Source organism: Pseudoxanthomonas sp. (assembly GCF_051953815.1).
GTDB lineage: Bacteria > Pseudomonadota > Gammaproteobacteria > Xanthomonadales > Xanthomonadaceae > Pseudoxanthomonas_A.
Genome location: NZ_JBQCIJ010000029.1, coordinates 15,915 through 32,777, shown reverse-complemented (window position 1 = coordinate 32,777; position 16,863 = coordinate 15,915). Strand labels below are relative to the sequence as shown.

Sequence of the window (16,863 nt, the reverse complement as noted above, 5' to 3'; positions counted from 1 at the left end):
TGGAAAGCGCGGACCCCCTGCGGGACCCGTGGGTTCAGGCCTGCAAGGAAGCGCTTCCGGGCCCGGAAAGACCGTCTCAGTGGCCTTGGGGCTCCGGCGGAGGCACCGTCGCTTCCGGCGCCGGGTCGCCGGGCGGCGGTGACCGGGTCGCCTCGGCCGCGCGCAGGTAGTCGCTCAGGTACCAGCGGCCGTCGCGGCGCTCCAGGCTGACCTGGCTGTCGATCTCGCGGTTGCCCAGCGGATAGTGGATCCGCACCGTGGCGCGGTCGCCCTTCTGTTCGACCAGGCCGGTGCGCAGGTCGGCCAGGGTGGTGTCCAGCGGCAGGCCGTAGCGGGCGAAACTCGCCTTGATCTCGATGAACACCGGCGCCAGCCGGCGCAGGCTGCCGTCCATGCCGGCCTCGCGCAGGTCCGCCTCGCTGGCCAGTCCGGCCTGGCGGGCGGCGGCGGCCATCCGGTTGATGGTATTGCGCGCCAGCGCCGGATCCGCCAGCGGCGCGTCCTGGGCCCATTCGCTGAAGGTCTGCACCACCTGGGTGTAGTGGAGCCGCTGGGTCGGGGTGTAGTCGCCTTCCTTCTTCAGGTACTGCACGCCGAACAGGCCCAGCGAGCGGGCGGCCTGACGCACGTCCCGGTCCTGGCGGGCGAACTGGCGGTTGAAGTCGCGCATCAGCGCCTGTTCCGAACCCGGCGCCGACAACGCGGCCAGCATCGGCACCAGTTGCCGGCTGAGCGGCAGTTCGGTCAGCGGCCAGCGGCTGCGATCCTCGCGCCAGGCGGTTTCCAGCGCCGCGTAGTCCGCCGGCGGAACCGCCGCGCGGGCGAAGCCGACCACGTCGTCGCGGCGCAGGTGGTCCACCAGTTCACGCACGGCGGCAGCCGGTTCACTGCGGGCGCCGGCGAGTTCTTCCGGCTCGCGCCTGCAGGCCACCAGCAGCGTCGCCAGCAGCAACGGCAGCAGCAACGGCAGCAGGACAGGCAAGGCGCGGCGCGCGTTCGGAGCGATAGGCATCGGCAGGACTTCCCCAAGTCGGGCCGCATCTTGGCCGGTCGGGCGCGATCCGGGCAAGCGACGCCGGTCCTGTTTTACGCGCCGGGAGCAATCCCCCGTCGCCTTTTGCAAAGGGTTGCAAGACCTCCCCCTTCGCAAAAGGGGGACTGAGGGGGATTTGCTTCCGGCGAAATAAAAAAGGAGGCGGCGATTCCGGATGGGAACCGCCCGCCTCCTGAAGCCGGCCGAAGCCGGAGGACTATGTGTTGTGGCACATGTCCGGCCGAAGCCGGATGGCGCACAGACTAGCGCCGGCCCCTATTTAAAGCAATACCTGAATAATTGCGATGTAAGCAATTGATTTATTTGAATGAATCGGCGATTTCAAGCTGAATCGCCTCCGCCGCCGCGCGCGGATCCGCCGCTTGGCGGATGGGGCGGCCCACCACGATCGCGTCCGCGCCCAGGCGGAAAGCCTCGGCCACGCCCACCGTGCGCTTCTGGTCGTCGCCCACCGGACCATCGGGACGGATGCCCGGGCAGACGATGTCGAAACCCGGACCGGTGGCGGCGCGGATGACGCCGGCCTCCTGGCCCGAGGCGATCACGCCGTCGATGCCGGCGGCTTGCGCGGCCAGCGCGCGTTGGACGACGATGTCCGCCGGTTCGCCGTCGATACCCATGGATTTGAGATCATTGCCATCCATCGACGTCAGCACGGTGACCGCGAGCAGGCGCATATCGCCGCTGCGCGCGGCAGCGGCGGCCTCCATCATCCCGGCATGCCAGCCATGGATCGTGCAGTAGCTCACCGGCCAGCGGGACAGGCCCTTGATGACGCCGGCGATGGTGGCGGGAATGTCGAAGAACTTCAGGTCGACGAAGATCTTCTTGTCGCGGCGGGCCAGTTCGTCCAGCACCCGGAAGTAGTCGCCCGACGCCAGCAGCTCCATGCCGATCTTGTAGAAGCGGACGGCGTCGCCCAGCCGATCCACCCAGGCCAGCGCCTCGGCGCCAGTGGGCTCGTCGAGCGCGACGATCAGCCGCTCGCGGGTGCCGAGCTGCAGCGGTCGCGCGCTCATCGGGCCACGTCCAGCGCGGCGCGCTTGGCCTGGCTGCGGGCTTCGGCCGGTTGCGCCCAGTCGTTGTTGAACAGCGCCGGCTCCCAGGAACCGTAGGTCGGGTTGGGCAGCATCCACCAGCGTTCGCCGAACCAGTCCTCGTATTCGTCGTACAGCTTCTGCCGGCCTTCCGGCGTATTGACCTCGACCTGCACGAAGTCGCCGATCTGATCGCCGAACTGCATCAGCACCCGGTACTTCTGCCCGGCCAGGCGACGACGGCAGTTCTTTTCCGAGCCGTTCTGCTCGCAGCCTTCCACCACCGTGCCCAGGCCCAGGAACACGCTGTCGTCGGCGACCAGCAGGCCGACCGCGCGCAGGTTGGCCAGGGTGGCTTCCTTCAGATGGACGGCGCGGTTGGAGATGTACAGCACGGTCACGCCCTTGGCGTTGGCGGCCTTGGCGAAATCGACCACGCCCGGCACGGGCTTGGCCTTCTTCTCGGCCACCCACTGGTCCCAGCTGACTTCGTCGTATTCCTTGCCGTCGCGGATCAGGCGCGCCTGGTAGGGCGAGTTGTCCAGGACGGTCTCGTCCACGTCCATCACCACCGCCGGCTTCAGGCCGGTGGCCGCGTTGCCGCGCTCGTCCGGCACCAGCGCGTCCCAGTGCTTTTCCTTCAGCGCCGCGTCCAGGTGATCGGCGGCGGCGCGGTAGCTCTGCTCGGCCAGCGCCTTGTATTCCACCGAGGTCTGCACCCAGGCCACCGCATTGAGGTTGTCGTGGAAGCCCGGCGCGGGCGCGGCGGTGGAGGCGGCCTTTGGCGCTTCCACGGCAGGGGGGGCGGCGGGGGATGGCGCCTCGGTGCGCTTGCAGCCGGACAGGGACAGGAGGGAGGCCAGGACACTGGCCGTCAGCAGGGCAGGACGCATCGCGGTTCCATCGAACGTGAGTGGCGCGATTTTAGCCGAGCGCGGTTTCAGCCGCTTTTCCCGCGCTTCCGCGCGGCGGCGACGCGGGATCGCCACGCCGGGACGGTATCCTGATCGCATGAGCACCGAATCCGACTTCTCTTCCGCATCCATTTCCTCCGAATCCGTCGCCGCGGCCCCCGTTCTCGATGCCACGGAAGCCCGCCTGCTGGGCTGCCTGATCGAGAAGGAGGCCACCACGCCGGACGTGTATCCGCTGACCGTCAACGCGGCCCAGTCCGCGGCCAACCAGAAGACCGCCCGCGATCCGGTGATGAACCTGGAACCGGGCGAGGTGAATCGCGGTCTGCGCGCGCTGGAACAGAAGGGACTGGCGCGGCAGGTGTTCTCCTCGCGCGCCGAACGTTACGAACACCGCACCGGCCAGCATTTCAGCCTGCCGCAACAGCAGGTCGCCTTGCTGGGCCTGCTCCTGCTGCGCGGTCCGCAGACGGTGCACGAACTGCTGGCGCGCGGCGAGCGCCTGGCGAAGTTCGCCGACGCCGAGGACCTGCGCCACCACCTGGATCGCCTCGCCCAGCGCCAGCCCGCGCTGGCGGTGCAGATTCCGCGCGGTCCCGGCCAGCGCGAGGACCGCTACATGCACCTGCTGTCCGGTGCCGTGGACATCGCCGCCATCGCCGCGCGCGTGCCCGTGGCGACGGCATCGAATTCCTCCGACCTGGAAGCGCGCGTGCAGGCGCTGGAAGCGGACGTGGCCGCTCTGCAGGAGCAGATCGCGCAGCTGCTCGCGCAGCGGGAAAGCTGAATCCCCTCAATCCCCCTTTTGCAAAGGGGGAAGCAAAAGCGGATTCATGCGAAAAAGTCGCTTTGGATAGCCCCCTTTGAAAAAGGGGGCGGGCGCCGCAGGCGACGGGGGATTTGCTCTTGAGAGATCCCGCCGCCTGGCGCGAAGCTGGCTTCCCGTCGGCTTCACCGATCCGCGGCGGACAGATCCGGCACCCGCACGAACAGGTCCGTCACTCCCACGTCCACGCCCATCTGCGCGAACAGCGTGGTGATCTGGCCACGGTGATGGGTCTGGTGATTGAAGAAGTGCAGCAGCGTGCCGTCCAGCGGGCGCCGGAATGGATCGCCGCGCAGGTTCAGATATTCCAGCGGCACCGCGAGCGTCGCCGCGTCCAGCGTGTCCACCCAGGCCACGATGATGCCGTCCAGCCATTCGCGGCGCGCGCGCAGCGCGGCCAGATCCGCGCACGGCCGGGCATCCAGCGCGCGCGGTGTGTCCAGCGCATCCATCTGCGCCAGGACCTCCGATCGCGAGGCATGCTGGCGGAAGCGTTTCAGCCAGATCGTGTCGGCCACCACCAGATGGCTCAGGGTGCCGAAGATGGAACCGAAGAACGCGCCACGATCGGCGAACACATCCGCTGCCGGCAGTTCCGAGGCCAGCGCGTACAGCCGCTCGTTCATCCAGCGGTTGTAGCCGGCCAGCAGCCGGAACCCGGCCGCCGGATCGCTCATTGCGGGCGCCGGCTGGAACGCAACAGCAGCAGGCTGCCGATGGCGGTGCCGATCAGCGACGCGCCCAGGCCGAGCAGGGTCGCGATCGACAATTCCCGCGACCACGCCACCGTCGCCGTGTCGTCGGCCAGCAGATGGCGCAGCACCACCGCGACCGGCACCGCGATGGCCGCCCATACCCAGATGCGCAGGAAACGTCCGGTCCCGAAGGCGCGCAGCAGCATCGCCACCGCCGCCACGGCGGCCAATCCGGGCGTGTACAGCGCGGCCGGCAGCGCCGCCTGATCCGCGGGCAGCTGCCAGTACTTGAAGCCGACGCCAATCAGCGCGATGGCGAATCCGATCGGCAACCAGACGGGACTGGAACGGGTCATGGCGACACCTGCGGGGAACTGTGTGAAGCCTAGCGAGATGATCGGGCAGGCGTCCACCTTGTGGCCGATTGACGGCGGAGATAGCCTGAAATCGTGAGTTCCAATCCCTACCTGGCATTCCTGCCCGTCGACAGACGGGCGCATCACAGATACAGACGCACGAAAGCGAATGGTCGTGGCGCGGCCATCGTGTCCACGTCGTGAAGGCGCCCCGGCCGAACGCAGCCGCGCGCGTGATCGTCGTCCACGGGGCGGGCGGGCACAGCGGCGCACTCTGGCCATTGGCCGCGCTGCTCGCCGAACAGGGGGTTGATGTCACCGCGATCGACCTTCCGCTGTACGGACGAACCGTGTCACCTCGCCCGGAGGCCGTTCGCTACGCCGACTGGGTGCGGCTGTTGAGCGATTTCGTTGCCGCCGAGCACGATGATCGTCCCCTCATCCTGTTTGGAGCCAGCATCGGCGGCATGCTCGCCTACGAGGTCGCCGCGGCATCCCCCGCCGTCGCGGCGGTGGCCGCAACCTGTCTTCTCGATCCCCGCGACTGGCGGGCACGAGCGCGGATGACCCGTTTCGGCCCGCTCGGCCTGCTGGCCGGGCCGCTGTCCGTGCTTGCGCGTGGTCCGCTCGCCGACGCGATGATTCCGATGCGCTGGGTGGCGAATCTCTCGAAGATGAGTCGCAATCCCGAACTGTCGCGGATGTGCGCCGACGATCCGCTCGGAGGTGGAGCTTCGGTTCCACTGGGCTTTCTCGCCTCCTATCTGCGCTACCGGCACGTCGCTCCGGAATCGATGACCGTGCCGGTGCTGCTCGTGCATCCCGAGCTGGATGCGTGGACCCCGGTGGAAATAAGCGCCCGCGTGCTTCGCCGAACGGCGGCGCCGACGCGGCTGGTCTTGCTGCGCGGGTGCGGGCATTTCCCGATCGAGGAGCCGGGCCTCGCCGACCTCGCGGACGCCATGCGCGACCTGGTGAATGATCTGGCGTCCGGTTTTTCCGGGTTCCCCTTGGAAGGGGAACGGGAAAAGCGGAGCGCGGGCAGGTGAGAGCGGCCTGATCTCCTGAGCGCAAAGGACCAATGCTCCCCTTCCCGGGAAGGGGCCGCCCGCTAGCCGTCCAGCAACGCCTGGATCGCCGCCAGCCCCGCGCTCGCGCGCTCCTTCTTGCGCTCGGCGTCGGCGACCGGATCGGCGCCGTCGCGTTGCAGTTCCTCGGCGGGCAGTTCGTCCAGGAAGCGGCTGGGCATCAGCCGGATGCGTTCGCCGAAGCGGCGGGTCTCGCGGCTGTGGCTCAGCCACAGCGCCTGCTTGGCGCGGGTGATGCCCACGTACATCAGGCGGCGTTCCTCGGCCAGGTTGCCTTCCTCCACGCTGATCTCGTGCGGCAAGACGCCGTCCTCGCAGCCGACGATGAAGACGTAGCGGAACTCCAGGCCCTTGGCCGCGTGCAGGCTCATCAGCCGCACCTGGTTGCCGCCGTCGTCCTTGTCGTTGCGCGACAGCAGCGCCAGCTGCGCGGCCAGATCGCCGACATTGCCGCCGCGCGGCCCGCCGTCGAACCAGTCGGCCAGTTCGTCCAGGTTGGCGCGTCGCCGTTCGAAGCCGGCCTGATCCTTGCTCTGCGCGCGCAGGTCGGCCAGCAGGCCGGAGCGCTCGATCAGGCGCAGCAGCAGTTCCTTGGCCGACAACGTTTTGGTGTGATCGCGCAGATCCCGGATCACGTCGTTGAACGCGCTCAGGCCATTGGCCGCGCGCGCCGGCAGCGCCTTCAGCACGGTCATCGACTCGGCCGCGCGCGACATCGGCATGCCCGCGTGCTGCGCCATTTCGGCCAGCTTGGCCAGCGAAGTGGTGCCGACTTCGCGCTTGGGCGACTGCACCGCGCGCAGGAACGCGGTGTCGTCGTCCGGATTGGCGACCAGCCGCAGCCACGACAGCGCGTCCTTCACTTCCTGGCGTTCCAGGAAGGCGGTGCCGCCGGTCAGATGGTAGGGCACGCGCAGCAGTTGCAGCGCCTTCTCCAGCACCCGCGACTGGTGGTTGCCGCGGAACAGGATGCAGAAATCGCTCCACGGTGCCTCGCGGGCCGTGTGCAGGAAGGCAATCTCGGCGGCGACCTTCTCGGCTTCGTGCTCGCTGTCGCGGCATTCCCACACCCGGATGCGATCGCCGTCCGGCTGATCGCTCCACAGCTTCTTCAGGTGTTCGTGCGGATTGTTGGCGATCAGCGTATTGGCGGCGCGCAGCACCCGGTTGGAGCAGCGGTAGTTCTGCTCCAGCTTGATGATCTCCAGCTTGGGATAGTCCTTGGCCATCTCCAGCAGGTTGTCCGGATTGGCGCCGCGCCAGGCGTAGATGCTCTGGTCGTCGTCGCCCACGCAGGTGAAATCGCCGCGCGGGCCGGCCAGCTGCTTCAGCAGGCGGTACTGGGCGTCGTTGGTGTCCTGGCACTCGTCCACCAGCAGGTAGCCGATGCGCTCGCGCCAGGCCTTGGCGATGTCCTCGTTGCCTTCCAGGATCTGCACCGGCAGGCGGATCAGATCGTCGAAGTCCACCGCGTTGAACGTCGACAGGCGCGCCTGGTAGCGCGCGTACAGGCTGGCGGCCTCCTGCTCGCGCGCGCTGCGCGCGGCCGCCATCGCCTCCTCGGGCGAAAGGCCGGCGTTCTTGGCGCGCGAGATCAGGTTTTTCGCCGCGTCGATGGCATCGGGTTTGGCGCCGGTCATCAGATCCTTGATCTGCGCGGCCGCGTCGTCGGCGTCGAAGATGGAAAAGCCGCGCTTCAGCCCCGCCGCCGCGTGCTCGATCTGCAGGAACTTCAAGCCCAGCGCGTGGAAGGTGCACACGGTCAGGCCGTCGGTCACGTCGCTCTTGAGCCGCTTGCCCAGGCGCTCGCGCATTTCCTTGGCGGACTTGTTGGTGAACGTGATCGCGGCGATGCGCTTGGCGGGCATCCGTCCCGAGGTGATCAGGTGCGCGATCTTCTCGATGATCACGCGCGTCTTGCCGCTGCCGGCGCCGGCAAGCACCAGCAGCGGTCCGTGCACGTGCTGGACCGCGGCGCGTTGGGGAGGGTTGAGGCCTTGCATGGGGGCGCTATTGTAGGGCCAAGCCCGCCCCGCATCGGCGCCCGGGACGGCTTGAAACAGAAAATTTTCACATTGACATCCGGCCCCGCATCGGCGGGGTGGCGTCGGCATGCGCCATGCCCGCGCCGCTGCGACACACCCGACCGGCATCCCGGTTCGTGTGGCTTTCGGACGATTCCGATGGGGCGCCGCCGACGCCCGTGGTCTCCTTCCAATTGTCATGTGATGCACTCCTGTTCGTATCCGGAGATCGCGTCGTGACGACACGAATCGATACCAACGGAGTCAGCAGATGCACCCGCCCATACGGCATGGCGCACGCAAGCGCGTGCGAGGCTTCAGCCTCGTCGAACTGATGGTGACCACCGCATTGCTCGCCATCCTGAGCGCGCTGGCGATGCCGTCGATTGAACACCTGATCAACGGCAACCGCCTGGCCAAGGCCAGCAACGAGATGCTCGCGTTCCTCAATGCGGCGCGCCTGGAAGCCGTCGCCCGCAACACGCGCGTGGATTTTTGCCGCAGCGTGGATGGCGAGCACTGCGCGGACCACGCTCCGGCCGCAGGAGGCTGGATGGCCTACCGGCGGCTTGACGGCGGGAACGGCGTGGTGGCCACCATCCGAATGGACGCCCGGATTGCCTTTCAGCTCAACCAGGCGGCCTCGGCCTGGACGGGGTACGACCCCGACGGCCGGATGCGCGCGGGCGGGGAATCCGCGCCCGCGGGTCGCATGCGTCTGTGCATTCCCACGACCCGCCCGCACGACAACATCCGCGATGTGACGATCCGCGCCAGCGGCCGGGTCGAAGTGATCGCATCCAGCGGCAACGGGAAGTGCCCGCGACCGGCGGGCTGATCCCGACACGCTCGAAGCCCGGAGGTGCGGAACCGCCATCGGCGCGCGGATCTGCGGCGTGACCGCTTCCACGGTTGGGCTTCTTTCGGAATCCTCCGATGGCCGCAGAACCACGTTCAGGTTTCCATCTTCGGTCTGCGGCTCATGGCCGCGCAGGGGGCGCTGCCGGGAGTCGGGTCTGTGACTCCCATGGACGATGACACGGTGGAGACGGAGATGAAGGGGGAGGGGAACGGAAATGGCGTGGTGCGGCCGGATACGGCGCGCCGCGCCGCGGGGTTCACCCTGACCGAACTGATGGTGACGATCGCCGTGCTGGCGATCCTGCTCGCCATCGCCGCCCCGTCCCTCGAAACCATGCTCAATCAGAACCGTCTGGCCGCGGCCAGCGACCAGGTGATCGCCACCCTGCAGAACGCCCGCATGGAGGCCGTTCGGCAGAACCGGCGGGTGATGCTTTGCGATTCCAGCGACGGCAGCCAATGCCAATGCTGCCAGCGCAAATGGAACGGCCTCCTGCTCGCGCGGCCCGAGGGCGATGACGACAGCAAGTCCCTGGCGTTCACCCAGCTGAAATCCACCGTGGAGTTCATCCCCGGCAACGCGTTCAACAGCCGCTCTTGGGAGGACAGGGTCGCCTATCGCGCGGATGGCCGGCCCGTGAGCGGGGCATCGTCGCTGTCGCGACCGCTCACGCTGCGCGTCTGCATCCCCACCACCCGGCCGGCCAACAACATCCGCGACGTGCTGCTGCACCCCAGCGGACGGATCGAGGTGACCTCCGCCAGCGGGAGCGGCGCATGCCCGCTCCCCGATAGCACATCGAATTGAGGTAAGCATGTCTGTCCAGCGACGTAACAACGCCATGGCTCGCCCGTTCTCCCGCCGTCATGCCGCGGGCATGAGCCTGCTCGAAGTGCTGGTGGCGGTGCTGGTGCTGGGCATCGGTGTGCTGGGCGCGGCCGCCACCCAGAGCGTGGCGCTGAAGGCCAACCAGGTGTCGACGATGCGCTCCCAGGCCATCATCGAGAGTTACGGGATGCTGGACGCCATCCGCGCGGCGATGCCGCCGGAGGCCGTGGGTTCTTCCGCTGCCCGGAGCACGTTCCTGGCGAACTATCAACTGCAGCGCACCTGCGACGCCGATCAGGTCGGCAAGGGCGCCACCCTGGCCAACAACGACATGCGCGAGTGGGTGAAAGCCCTGCGGGACGATCTTGGAGAAGGCGCCTGCGGCACCGTGGCCTGCGAAACCAAGACCGGCGAGTGCGCCATCACGGTGGAGTGGGATGAATCCCGGCTGCCGGGCGGCCAGTCCGGCAACACCCTCACCATCAAGAGTCGCCTGTGAGTATCGCTGTCTTCCCGTGCCGGCGTCGGATCGACGCCCGGCCGTATCGGCCGCAACGCCCATCGCGGACGGCGATGGCGGGTCTGTCCCTGATCGAACTGATGGTGACCGTGGTGCTGGGCCTGCTGGTGGTGCTGGCCGCCATCGGCCTGTTCACCAGCAACCGCGCCGTCTACGGAAGCACCGAGGCGCTGTCGCGGATCCAGGAGAACGCGCGTGCCGGTTTCGAACTGATGGCGCGGGACATCCGCGGCGCGGATGGCACCGCGTGCCGGGCTCCGGTTGACCTGCATACGGCCGCGGCCGCGTCCGCCCCGGAGAAACTTCCGCTGGTCCGCTGGATGGGCAACAACGTCGCCTCTTGGGGGAAGCTGGGCGAGTGGGGGGATGGTCTCGTGGGATGGAGCGGGACGCATGGAGACGCCATCGAGTTGCGCTCGGCCACGGAGGATGCGGTCGCCGTCACGCGGCACGAGGACCACACGCTTTACTACGCAGGCCCTCCCCGTTTCGCGCCCCTGGACCCGGTGCTGGTCTGCGACGGCAATACCGCTTATCTGCTGGGGGTAATCCTGGCGGGACAGGGCAGCCACGTCGCCTACAAGTCAGCCACATGCCAGATAGGCCCCGGATCAGAAGGCGGGATTGCCCTCCGTGCGGGCGGCCGGGCAGCGGGCGGGCCAGCCGGAGGCGGGATGAACTGCGAAACTGACGGCAATCCCACCGGGCTTCTCATCGATCCCTCCCGCCGCCCGGCGTTCCTGGCCCCGGTCGCCGCGGTGCAGTGGCTGGTGGAGACGAACTCGCGCGGCGGAAAGTCGCTGTATCGCGTGAGCCGCGGATCTGCCGGGAGCGATGAAAGGGCGGAAGTCATCGATGGCGTGCGCACGCTGGAGCTCCACTACCTGCTGCCCGGCAAGACCGAATACGTCGCCGCCAGCCAGGTCGGCGCGGACTGGAAGCAGGTGCGCGCGGTGCGCATCGCGCTGGAGCTGGAGGCTTCGCCGGGCGGAGGGTCCGGCAACGAAATAGGCCGTCGCGTCGTGCATGTCGTCAGCCTGCGGAACCGCAATCCATGAACGTTCCTCGCAACCCCGCGCACGCGCGCGCGGCGCGTGCCGTCCAACGGGGCAACACCCTGTTGACGGTGCTGGTGCTGCTGCTGGTGATGACGTTGCTGGCCCTGGCCAGCCTGCGTATCGGCAGCCTGGAGGAGCGCATGACCGCCAACCTGTTCGATCGCAGCCTGGCCTTCCAGGCCACCGAAGCCGCGTTGCGGGAAGGCGAGGCCCTGGCGCTGTCACTGGCGTCGCCTCCGGCCGCCGCCGAAAAATGCGTACAGGGCGTCTGCGGACAACCGTCGTATGCGTTGAACCCGGACGACGGGCTGGATGCCCTGTTCAAGGCCAATGCGCGTGCCGCCGCCCCGCTCGCGGACAACGCGCTGGCCGTGCCGAAGGCCGATGACGTGCGTTTCCTGGTCGTGTACCAGGGGAAGGCCGAAGTCACGCATGGGTGTTCGAGCGTTCTGGATGCCACTGGCCAGCCGCGGGATCCCCTGTGCCTGGCCCATGTCTATCACGTCGAAGCGCGCTATCAGGCCGCGGATCGCGCCTCGGTGGCCTTGCACTCGAGGGTGCAGGCGCCCGCCTCGGCTTCCTCCTCTCCCTAGTCGACCGCCATGAAACCCAGTTCCCGCCGCGTTCTTCCGCTGCCCGTTTCGCGCCTGTCCGCGGGCCTTGCCGGATTCCTCATCACCCTTGCGGTGTCGCCCGTGTCGGCGGGCGTGGACGATTTTCCGATTCCCCAGGAGCCACTGACGGCCGGGACGGCCGTACCGCCCAACCTGCTGCTGCTGCTGGATGACTCCGGCTCGATGAGTTGGGAATTCATATTCAATCCCGCCCTGGAGGTGATCCACACGTCCGCCGACAGGGCCGGTAAATTTGTCGCCGTGAAATGGAATTCGGAAGCCGGCTACCCCGGCAAGAACGCCACCCTCGCGCTCAACACGATCGCCTACGATCCCCTGAAGAATTATCGGCCGTGGCGGAACCCGGACGGCAGTGAAATGCCGGAGATGGATCCCACGGCGACGCCCAGCGATCCGTCCCTGCTCACAAAACCCATCTCGCTCTATTCCGAAGGGCGGCACTGGTTCTACCAGGCCAACCCAGGCATCACCAATCCCCGCGATCTGGAACAGTACACCCTGTACAAGCTGCTGGCCGAAAACCGGGCGCAGGCCTGCACGACTGCTGAAAGAAATGCCGCCGGCCTGTGGAAGAATCCCGGTGAGTCGATATGGCCGGAAGGCACTTGCCGGGAATTGACCGGATTCCAGTGGCGTGCCGCCGATGGCAGCGTCATCACCCGCAGCGTGGCCGAGGAATGGCGCAACTACGCCAACTGGTACGGCTACCACCGGACGCGCATGAAGGTCGCCAAGGCGGCCGTCAGCGGTGCGTTCAGCAGCCTGGACGGCGGGCAGGTGCGCGTGGGGTACGCGGTGTTGAACCAACACCAAGCCCGCAACCTCGACATTCCGGTACAAAGGGACAACGGGTTGTTCAGGGGCGCCAACCGGGCCGACTGGTTCGCCCGTGTCTATGCTGAAAGAGGCATCGGTGATACGCCGCTGCGCGAGGCACTGTGGCGTGCGGGCGAATACTTCGAAAAAAACACGGGGCCGGAGGGGCCCTGGGGGCCGGAGCCGCCGGACAGGCAGATCGCATGCCGGCAGAACTTCGTCATTCTTGCGACGGATGGCGAATGGACGAATCCCTACGACAGATTTTTCGTCAGCAACATCGATGGCACCAATGGGTCCGTTCAAACGTCGCCGAAGGGCGACACTTACCAGTACAAACCCGTGCCTCCGTATCGGGATAGCTACGACAAGACCCTGGCCGATGTGGCGATGCTGTACTGGAGGAAGGACCTGCGCAGCGACCTGCCCAACATCGTGCCGTCCACCCAGGAAAACCCCGCTTTCTGGCAGCACATGGTGACATTCACGATCGCCATCGGCATGCGGGGCAGCCTGGATCCGGTGGCGGACTGGCCCAAGCTGGTGGCCGGAACCCAGCAGTGGCCGAACCCCCACCACAACAATTTGAACAAAGTGGACGATCTGTTCCACGCCAGCGTCAACGGACACGGTGGTTACGTCAGCGCGATGGATCCCGAGGCCCTCAACAAGGGCCTGGAAGCGATACTGGGCACCATCAGCGAGCGCCAGGCATCCGCCTCCAGCCTGGCCGTGGATGGCGCCACGCTGGAAGCCGGCAGACGCAGCTTCGTGGCCAGCTTTCTTCCGGGGCCATGGACCGGCGACCTCAAGGCCTACGCCATCAATGCGAACGGGGAATCCTCCGAACTGGCCTGGAGCGCGGCCGAAGGCATCCCCGCGCAGGATCGCCGCCGGTTGTATACCCACGGATCATCCGGCCGGTCCGGAAAATGGCCGGCGACGGCGTTTCCCACCAGCGATCAGAAAACCGTGCTGACCGATGACATCGCCGCCTGGATCCGCGGCGACCGCAGTCGCGAAGGCGCCGGACTGCGCGCGCGCCGCGGCCTGCTGGGCGACATCGTCCACAGTTCGCCGGCCTACGTGAAAACCGCGGGCGCGGAGGCGGTCTTCGTCGGCGCCAACGACGGCATGCTGCACGTATTCGATGCGACGAACGGCAAAGAGCTGCTGGCCTATGTCCCGGGCCTGCTGGACATGGACCGGCTGAAGGAGCTCAGCCGGGCCAAGGGATTCCGCCATCAGTACTTCGTGGATGGCCCGCTGGCGGTGGCCCGCATGGATGGCGGCAATGGCGTGCTCGCCGTGGGTACGCTGGGGCGCGGCGGACGTGGGGTGTATGGCTTGGCGCTGGATCTGGGGCGACCGGACCAGCCGCCGTCGAGTTGGGAGTTTTCCGGTGACGGCGGCATGGGCCAGGCGCTGTCGCGACCGCAACTGGTGCGCCTGCGAACGGGCGTCGGGACACCGGACACCGTAGTGGTCGCCAATGGCATCAACAGCCAGGATGGCAAGGCCGTGCTCTATGTCCTGGACGCCGCCACCGGCGAATTGCGGAGAAAGATGGTCGCCGGCGATGAAACCGGCAATGGCCTGTCCGCGCCCACGGTGCTGGATCTGGACGGGGATGGCCGGGCGGACATCGCCTACGCAGGCGACCTGCGCGGCAACGTCTGGCAGTTCGGATTGAGGAATGGCAGCGTCCGCAAGGTATTCACCGCGGCGGATGCGAAAGGCAATCGCCAATCCATCACCGGTGGCATCGGCGTTGCTTTCCACCCCGCGACCCGCAAGCATTGGGTGTTCTTCGGCACGGGACGCTATCTGACCCTCGCCGACGGCGCCGATGTATCCACCCAGAGCTGGTATGGCGTGGAAGTGGGCGACGGCGACTCCACCATCACCCGCCGTCAACTGCTCGAACGGAAAATCACCGCCAGCGCCACGACCGACGGCAAACCGGTGCGCGCCTTTGAAAAGGCACGTCCCAACGACATGCGGGGCAAGCATGGCTGGGTGGTTGATCTGCTTACCCCCGGCGCCAAGCCCGAAGGCGAACGCATGATTGGCGAAACCCAGCAAATCATCGGTGGCCGGACCCTGCTGGCCGCGAGCATGGCGCCGACCGGAGGTGGCTGCGGCGGCAGCGGGCGCGGGTATCTGAACGCGATCGACCCCTTCACCGGCGGCGCGACCTCGGCGCCCTTCTTCGATGTCAACGGCGACGGCAAGATCGACGGAAAGGACAGCATTGACGGCACGCCCGCGGGTTCGATCGATCCGGGGCTGGGCATGATCACCGACCCCAACGTCCTGCTGGGCAAGCTGGTCGGGGGCGGCGGCGACGGCATCGATTCCCAGGCCTGTGCCAGCGGAGCCTCCGGCACCACGGCTTGCGTGGCGATGAATGCCCTGGGCAGCACGGCCGGGCGCTATGGCCGGGTGTCCTGGACAGAACGCATCCAGGGCGAGTGACGGGGCCTGTGCCATCAGTAGGAGAGACACCCGGGCGCATTCCCCCTAGGATTCGAGTCTTCGGATTCAAGGGGAAACAATCAGGATGATGTCCAAACGACTGTGGCTGCTGGCGCTGCTGCCGGTATCCGCCGCCATGGCGGCCGACAAGAAACCCGCGCCGCCGCCGGATCCCACCTCCGATCCGCTGATGATCACCGCCGGCTTCCTGACCCATCATCCGGACATGAAATACCGGCTGCTGGGCATGGAAGCCTTCAAGGCGAAGAAGTACGAGGACGCGATGCGGTTCTTCCGCCGCGCCAGCTTCTACGCCGACAAGCCTTCCCAGGGCATGGTCGCGGAAATGCTGTGGAACGGGCAGGGCGCGCCGCAGGACAAGGCGCTGGCCTACGCCTGGATGGATCTGGCGGCCGAGCGCGGCTACGCCGGTTTCCTCGGCCTGCGCGAACGTTACTGGAGCGCGTTGAGCGAAGCCGAACGCGCACGCGCGGTCGAGGAAGGGCAGGCCATCTACGCCCGCTTCGGCGACGCCGCCGCCAAGCCGCGCTACGAAACCCAGCTGCGTCGCGGCAGGATGCAGCAGACCGGCAGCCGCACCGGCTTCACCGGCAACGTGCAGATCATCGTTCCGGGTCCCGGCGGTGAGCAGACCATCGACGGCAGCAAGTTCTACGACCCCCGTTACTGGGATGCCAAGAAGTACTGGGCCTACACCGACCAGGTCTGGGCCAAGCCCCGCATCGGCCGGGTGTCGGTGGGCGAGGTGGAACAGGTCGACGAGAATCTGCCCGCCCCCGGCTCGCGGGTGCCCGAAACCGCGCCGCAGGTAGACGCTCCGGAACCGGACGTGCCCGAGGAGCCCGCGCCCGTCAATCCCTGACGGGCCGGCCATGCGCGGCAGTAGAATCCGCGCATGGCCAAGCTCTACTTCTACTACTCGGCAATGAATGCCGGGAAGACCACCACGTTGCTGCAGTCCGCCCACAACTACCGGGAGCGGGGCATGCGCGTGCTGATCCTGACCCCGCGCCTGGACGATCGGGCCGGCACCGGCGTGGTCGCCTCGCGGATCGGCCTGAAGGCCAGCGGCACGCCCTTCGTCCACGCCACCGATCTGGAGGGATTGGTCCGGGCCGACATCGCCGAACACGGCAAGCTCGACTGCGTGCTGGTGGACGAGGCCCAGTTCCTGACCAAACCGCAGGTGTGGCAGCTCAGCGAGGTGGTGGATGCGCTGCGCATCCCGGTGCTCTGCTACGGCCTGCGCACCGACTTCCGCGGCGAACTGTTCGAGGGCAGCCAGTACCTGCTGGCCTGGGCCGACGAGATTTCCGAGATCAAGACCATCTGCCACACCGGCAAGAAAGCGATCATGACCGTGCGCGTGGACGAGGAAGGCCGCGCGGTGCAGGACGGTCCCCAGGTGGAAATCGGCGGCAACGAACGCTACGTCTCGGTCAGCCGCGCCGAGTTCAAGCGGATCGCCCGCGGCGAAAGCCGCATCGAACCCATGCAGGCGCCGCTGCCGCTGTAGCAGGGGGCTTGCCTGGCGGACGGGGAAACGGGCAAAGCCGGAAGCAGATTCCCTTCAATCGCGAATCACCCTTTCCCCGCAAGCGGGGGAAATCGGGATGGGGGCGCTTTGCGCGTGGGCTTACACGCATGAGGC

At 67.5% G+C, this 16,863-nt stretch carries 16 protein-coding genes; 10 read left to right on the top strand and 6 right to left on the bottom strand.

Features of this window, described 5'->3' with window-relative positions; all coding sequences use genetic code 11:
• Nucleotides 1-76: 76 nt before the first annotated feature.
• From ACTHN1_RS07590 to ACTHN1_RS07580, 3 genes are all read right to left on the bottom strand, one after another.
• Nucleotides 77-1,012, bottom strand: a complete 936-nt coding sequence (locus ACTHN1_RS07590; RefSeq protein ID WP_440470349.1) for a hypothetical protein — start codon at nucleotides 1,010-1,012, stop codon at nucleotides 77-79.
• A 341-nt stretch (nucleotides 1,013-1,353) separates the two neighbouring features.
• Entirely contained in the window at nucleotides 1,354-2,073 is a 720-nt protein-coding gene (pyrF, locus tag ACTHN1_RS07585; protein WP_440470348.1) for an orotidine-5'-phosphate decarboxylase, read from the bottom strand.
• Nucleotides 2,070-2,984 (bottom strand): 5'-nucleotidase, lipoprotein e(P4) family, encoded by a 915-nt coding sequence (locus ACTHN1_RS07580; protein ID WP_440470347.1) that lies wholly within the window; start codon nucleotides 2,982-2,984, stop codon nucleotides 2,070-2,072. Before ACTHN1_RS07580 ends, pyrF begins: the two co-directional genes overlap by 4 nt.
• Nucleotides 2,985-3,102: 118 nt before the next feature.
• On the opposite strand from ACTHN1_RS07580, the gene ACTHN1_RS07575 reads away from it, so the two are divergent.
• Nucleotides 3,103-3,792: a YceH family protein gene (locus ACTHN1_RS07575; RefSeq protein ID WP_440470346.1), complete on the top strand. Its 690-nt coding sequence runs from the start codon at nucleotides 3,103-3,105 to the stop codon at nucleotides 3,790-3,792.
• A 164-nt stretch (nucleotides 3,793-3,956) separates the two neighbouring features.
• Here ACTHN1_RS07575 and ACTHN1_RS07570 read toward each other — a convergent pair whose 3' ends face one another.
• Both ACTHN1_RS07570 and ACTHN1_RS07565 read right to left on the bottom strand, forming a co-directional pair.
• Nucleotides 3,957-4,508, bottom strand: coding sequence for a DinB family protein (locus ACTHN1_RS07570; RefSeq protein WP_440470345.1), 552 nt, complete (start codon nucleotides 4,506-4,508; stop codon nucleotides 3,957-3,959).
• Nucleotides 4,505-4,882 carry a hypothetical protein gene (locus ACTHN1_RS07565; RefSeq protein WP_440470344.1) on the bottom strand — a complete coding sequence of 126 codons (378 nt, stop codon included), beginning with the start codon at nucleotides 4,880-4,882 and terminating at the stop codon, nucleotides 4,505-4,507. The genes ACTHN1_RS07570 and ACTHN1_RS07565 overlap by 4 nt, the downstream gene beginning before the upstream one ends.
• Nucleotides 4,883-5,115: 233 nt before the next feature.
• Between ACTHN1_RS07565 and ACTHN1_RS07560 the strand changes: the two genes are divergently transcribed.
• Complete coding sequence (locus ACTHN1_RS07560; protein ID WP_440470343.1) at nucleotides 5,116-5,931, top strand: alpha/beta hydrolase; 816 nt, start codon at nucleotides 5,116-5,118, stop codon at nucleotides 5,929-5,931.
• 62 nt (nucleotides 5,932-5,993) lie between these two features.
• Here the strand turns inward: ACTHN1_RS07560 and ACTHN1_RS07555 are convergent, their stop codons facing one another.
• Nucleotides 5,994-7,973 (bottom strand): UvrD-helicase domain-containing protein, encoded by a 1,980-nt coding sequence (locus ACTHN1_RS07555; RefSeq protein WP_440470342.1) that lies wholly within the window; start codon nucleotides 7,971-7,973, stop codon nucleotides 5,994-5,996.
• 292 nt (nucleotides 7,974-8,265) lie between these two features.
• On the opposite strand from ACTHN1_RS07555, the gene ACTHN1_RS07550 reads away from it, so the two are divergent.
• The 8 genes from ACTHN1_RS07550 to ACTHN1_RS07515 all read left to right on the top strand — a co-directional run bounded on the left by ACTHN1_RS07550 (nucleotide 8,266) and on the right by ACTHN1_RS07515 (nucleotide 16,728).
• On the top strand, nucleotides 8,266-8,832 hold the full coding sequence (locus ACTHN1_RS07550; RefSeq protein WP_440470341.1) for a GspH/FimT family pseudopilin: 567 nt from the start codon (nucleotides 8,266-8,268) through the stop codon (nucleotides 8,830-8,832).
• 189 nt (nucleotides 8,833-9,021) lie between these two features.
• Nucleotides 9,022-9,663 (top strand): GspH/FimT family pseudopilin, encoded by a 642-nt coding sequence (locus ACTHN1_RS07545; protein ID WP_440470340.1) that lies wholly within the window; start codon nucleotides 9,022-9,024, stop codon nucleotides 9,661-9,663.
• Between the two features lie 7 nt (nucleotides 9,664-9,670).
• On the top strand, nucleotides 9,671-10,183 hold the full coding sequence (gene pilV / locus ACTHN1_RS07540) for a type IV pilus modification protein PilV (protein ID WP_440470339.1): 513 nt from the start codon (nucleotides 9,671-9,673) through the stop codon (nucleotides 10,181-10,183).
• Between the two features lie 74 nt (nucleotides 10,184-10,257).
• Entirely contained in the window at nucleotides 10,258-11,262 is a 1,005-nt protein-coding gene (locus ACTHN1_RS07535) for a PilW family protein (protein ID WP_440470338.1), read from the top strand.
• Complete coding sequence (locus ACTHN1_RS07530) at nucleotides 11,259-11,855, top strand: pilus assembly PilX family protein (RefSeq protein WP_440470337.1); 597 nt, start codon at nucleotides 11,259-11,261, stop codon at nucleotides 11,853-11,855. Before ACTHN1_RS07535 ends, ACTHN1_RS07530 begins: the two co-directional genes overlap by 4 nt.
• Nucleotides 11,856-11,864: 9 nt before the next feature.
• Nucleotides 11,865-15,191 (top strand): pilus assembly protein, encoded by a 3,327-nt coding sequence (locus tag ACTHN1_RS07525; protein ID WP_440470336.1) that lies wholly within the window; start codon nucleotides 11,865-11,867, stop codon nucleotides 15,189-15,191.
• 88 nt (nucleotides 15,192-15,279) lie between these two features.
• A complete protein-coding gene (locus ACTHN1_RS07520; protein WP_440470335.1) occupies nucleotides 15,280-16,074 on the top strand; it encodes a hypothetical protein in 795 nt (264 codons plus the stop codon).
• Between the two features lie 33 nt (nucleotides 16,075-16,107).
• A complete protein-coding gene (locus ACTHN1_RS07515) occupies nucleotides 16,108-16,728 on the top strand; it encodes a thymidine kinase (protein WP_440470334.1) in 621 nt (206 codons plus the stop codon).
• Nucleotides 16,729-16,863: the final 135 nt, after the last annotated feature.

Bases quoted from the DNA above. Each gene is read 5' to 3' on its own strand.
- ACTHN1_RS07590 (WP_440470349.1), bottom strand. From the start codon at position 1,012: ATGCCTATCGCTCCGAACGCGCGCCGCGCCTTGCCTGTCCTGCTGCCG.
- pyrF (WP_440470348.1), bottom strand. From the start codon at position 2,073: ATGAGCGCGCGACCGCTGCAGCTCGGCACCCGCGAGCGGCTGATCGTC.
- ACTHN1_RS07580 (WP_440470347.1), bottom strand. From the start codon at position 2,984: ATGCGTCCTGCCCTGCTGACGGCCAGTGTCCTGGCCTCCCTCCTGTCC.
- ACTHN1_RS07575 (WP_440470346.1), top strand. From the start codon at position 3,103: ATGAGCACCGAATCCGACTTCTCTTCCGCATCCATTTCCTCCGAATCC.
- ACTHN1_RS07570 (WP_440470345.1), bottom strand. From the start codon at position 4,508: ATGAGCGATCCGGCGGCCGGGTTCCGGCTGCTGGCCGGCTACAACCGC.
- ACTHN1_RS07565 (WP_440470344.1), bottom strand. From the start codon at position 4,882: ATGACCCGTTCCAGTCCCGTCTGGTTGCCGATCGGATTCGCCATCGCG.
- ACTHN1_RS07555 (WP_440470342.1), bottom strand. From the start codon at position 7,973: ATGCAAGGCCTCAACCCTCCCCAACGCGCCGCGGTCCAGCACGTGCAC.
- ACTHN1_RS07550 (WP_440470341.1), top strand. From the start codon at position 8,266: ATGCACCCGCCCATACGGCATGGCGCACGCAAGCGCGTGCGAGGCTTC.
- ACTHN1_RS07545 (WP_440470340.1), top strand. From the start codon at position 9,022: ATGGACGATGACACGGTGGAGACGGAGATGAAGGGGGAGGGGAACGGA.
- pilV (WP_440470339.1), top strand. From the start codon at position 9,671: ATGTCTGTCCAGCGACGTAACAACGCCATGGCTCGCCCGTTCTCCCGC.
- ACTHN1_RS07535 (WP_440470338.1), top strand. From the start codon at position 10,258: ATGGCGGGTCTGTCCCTGATCGAACTGATGGTGACCGTGGTGCTGGGC.
- ACTHN1_RS07530 (WP_440470337.1), top strand. From the start codon at position 11,259: ATGAACGTTCCTCGCAACCCCGCGCACGCGCGCGCGGCGCGTGCCGTC.
- ACTHN1_RS07525 (WP_440470336.1), top strand. From the start codon at position 11,865: ATGAAACCCAGTTCCCGCCGCGTTCTTCCGCTGCCCGTTTCGCGCCTG.
- ACTHN1_RS07520 (WP_440470335.1), top strand. From the start codon at position 15,280: ATGTCCAAACGACTGTGGCTGCTGGCGCTGCTGCCGGTATCCGCCGCC.
- ACTHN1_RS07515 (WP_440470334.1), top strand. From the start codon at position 16,108: ATGGCCAAGCTCTACTTCTACTACTCGGCAATGAATGCCGGGAAGACC.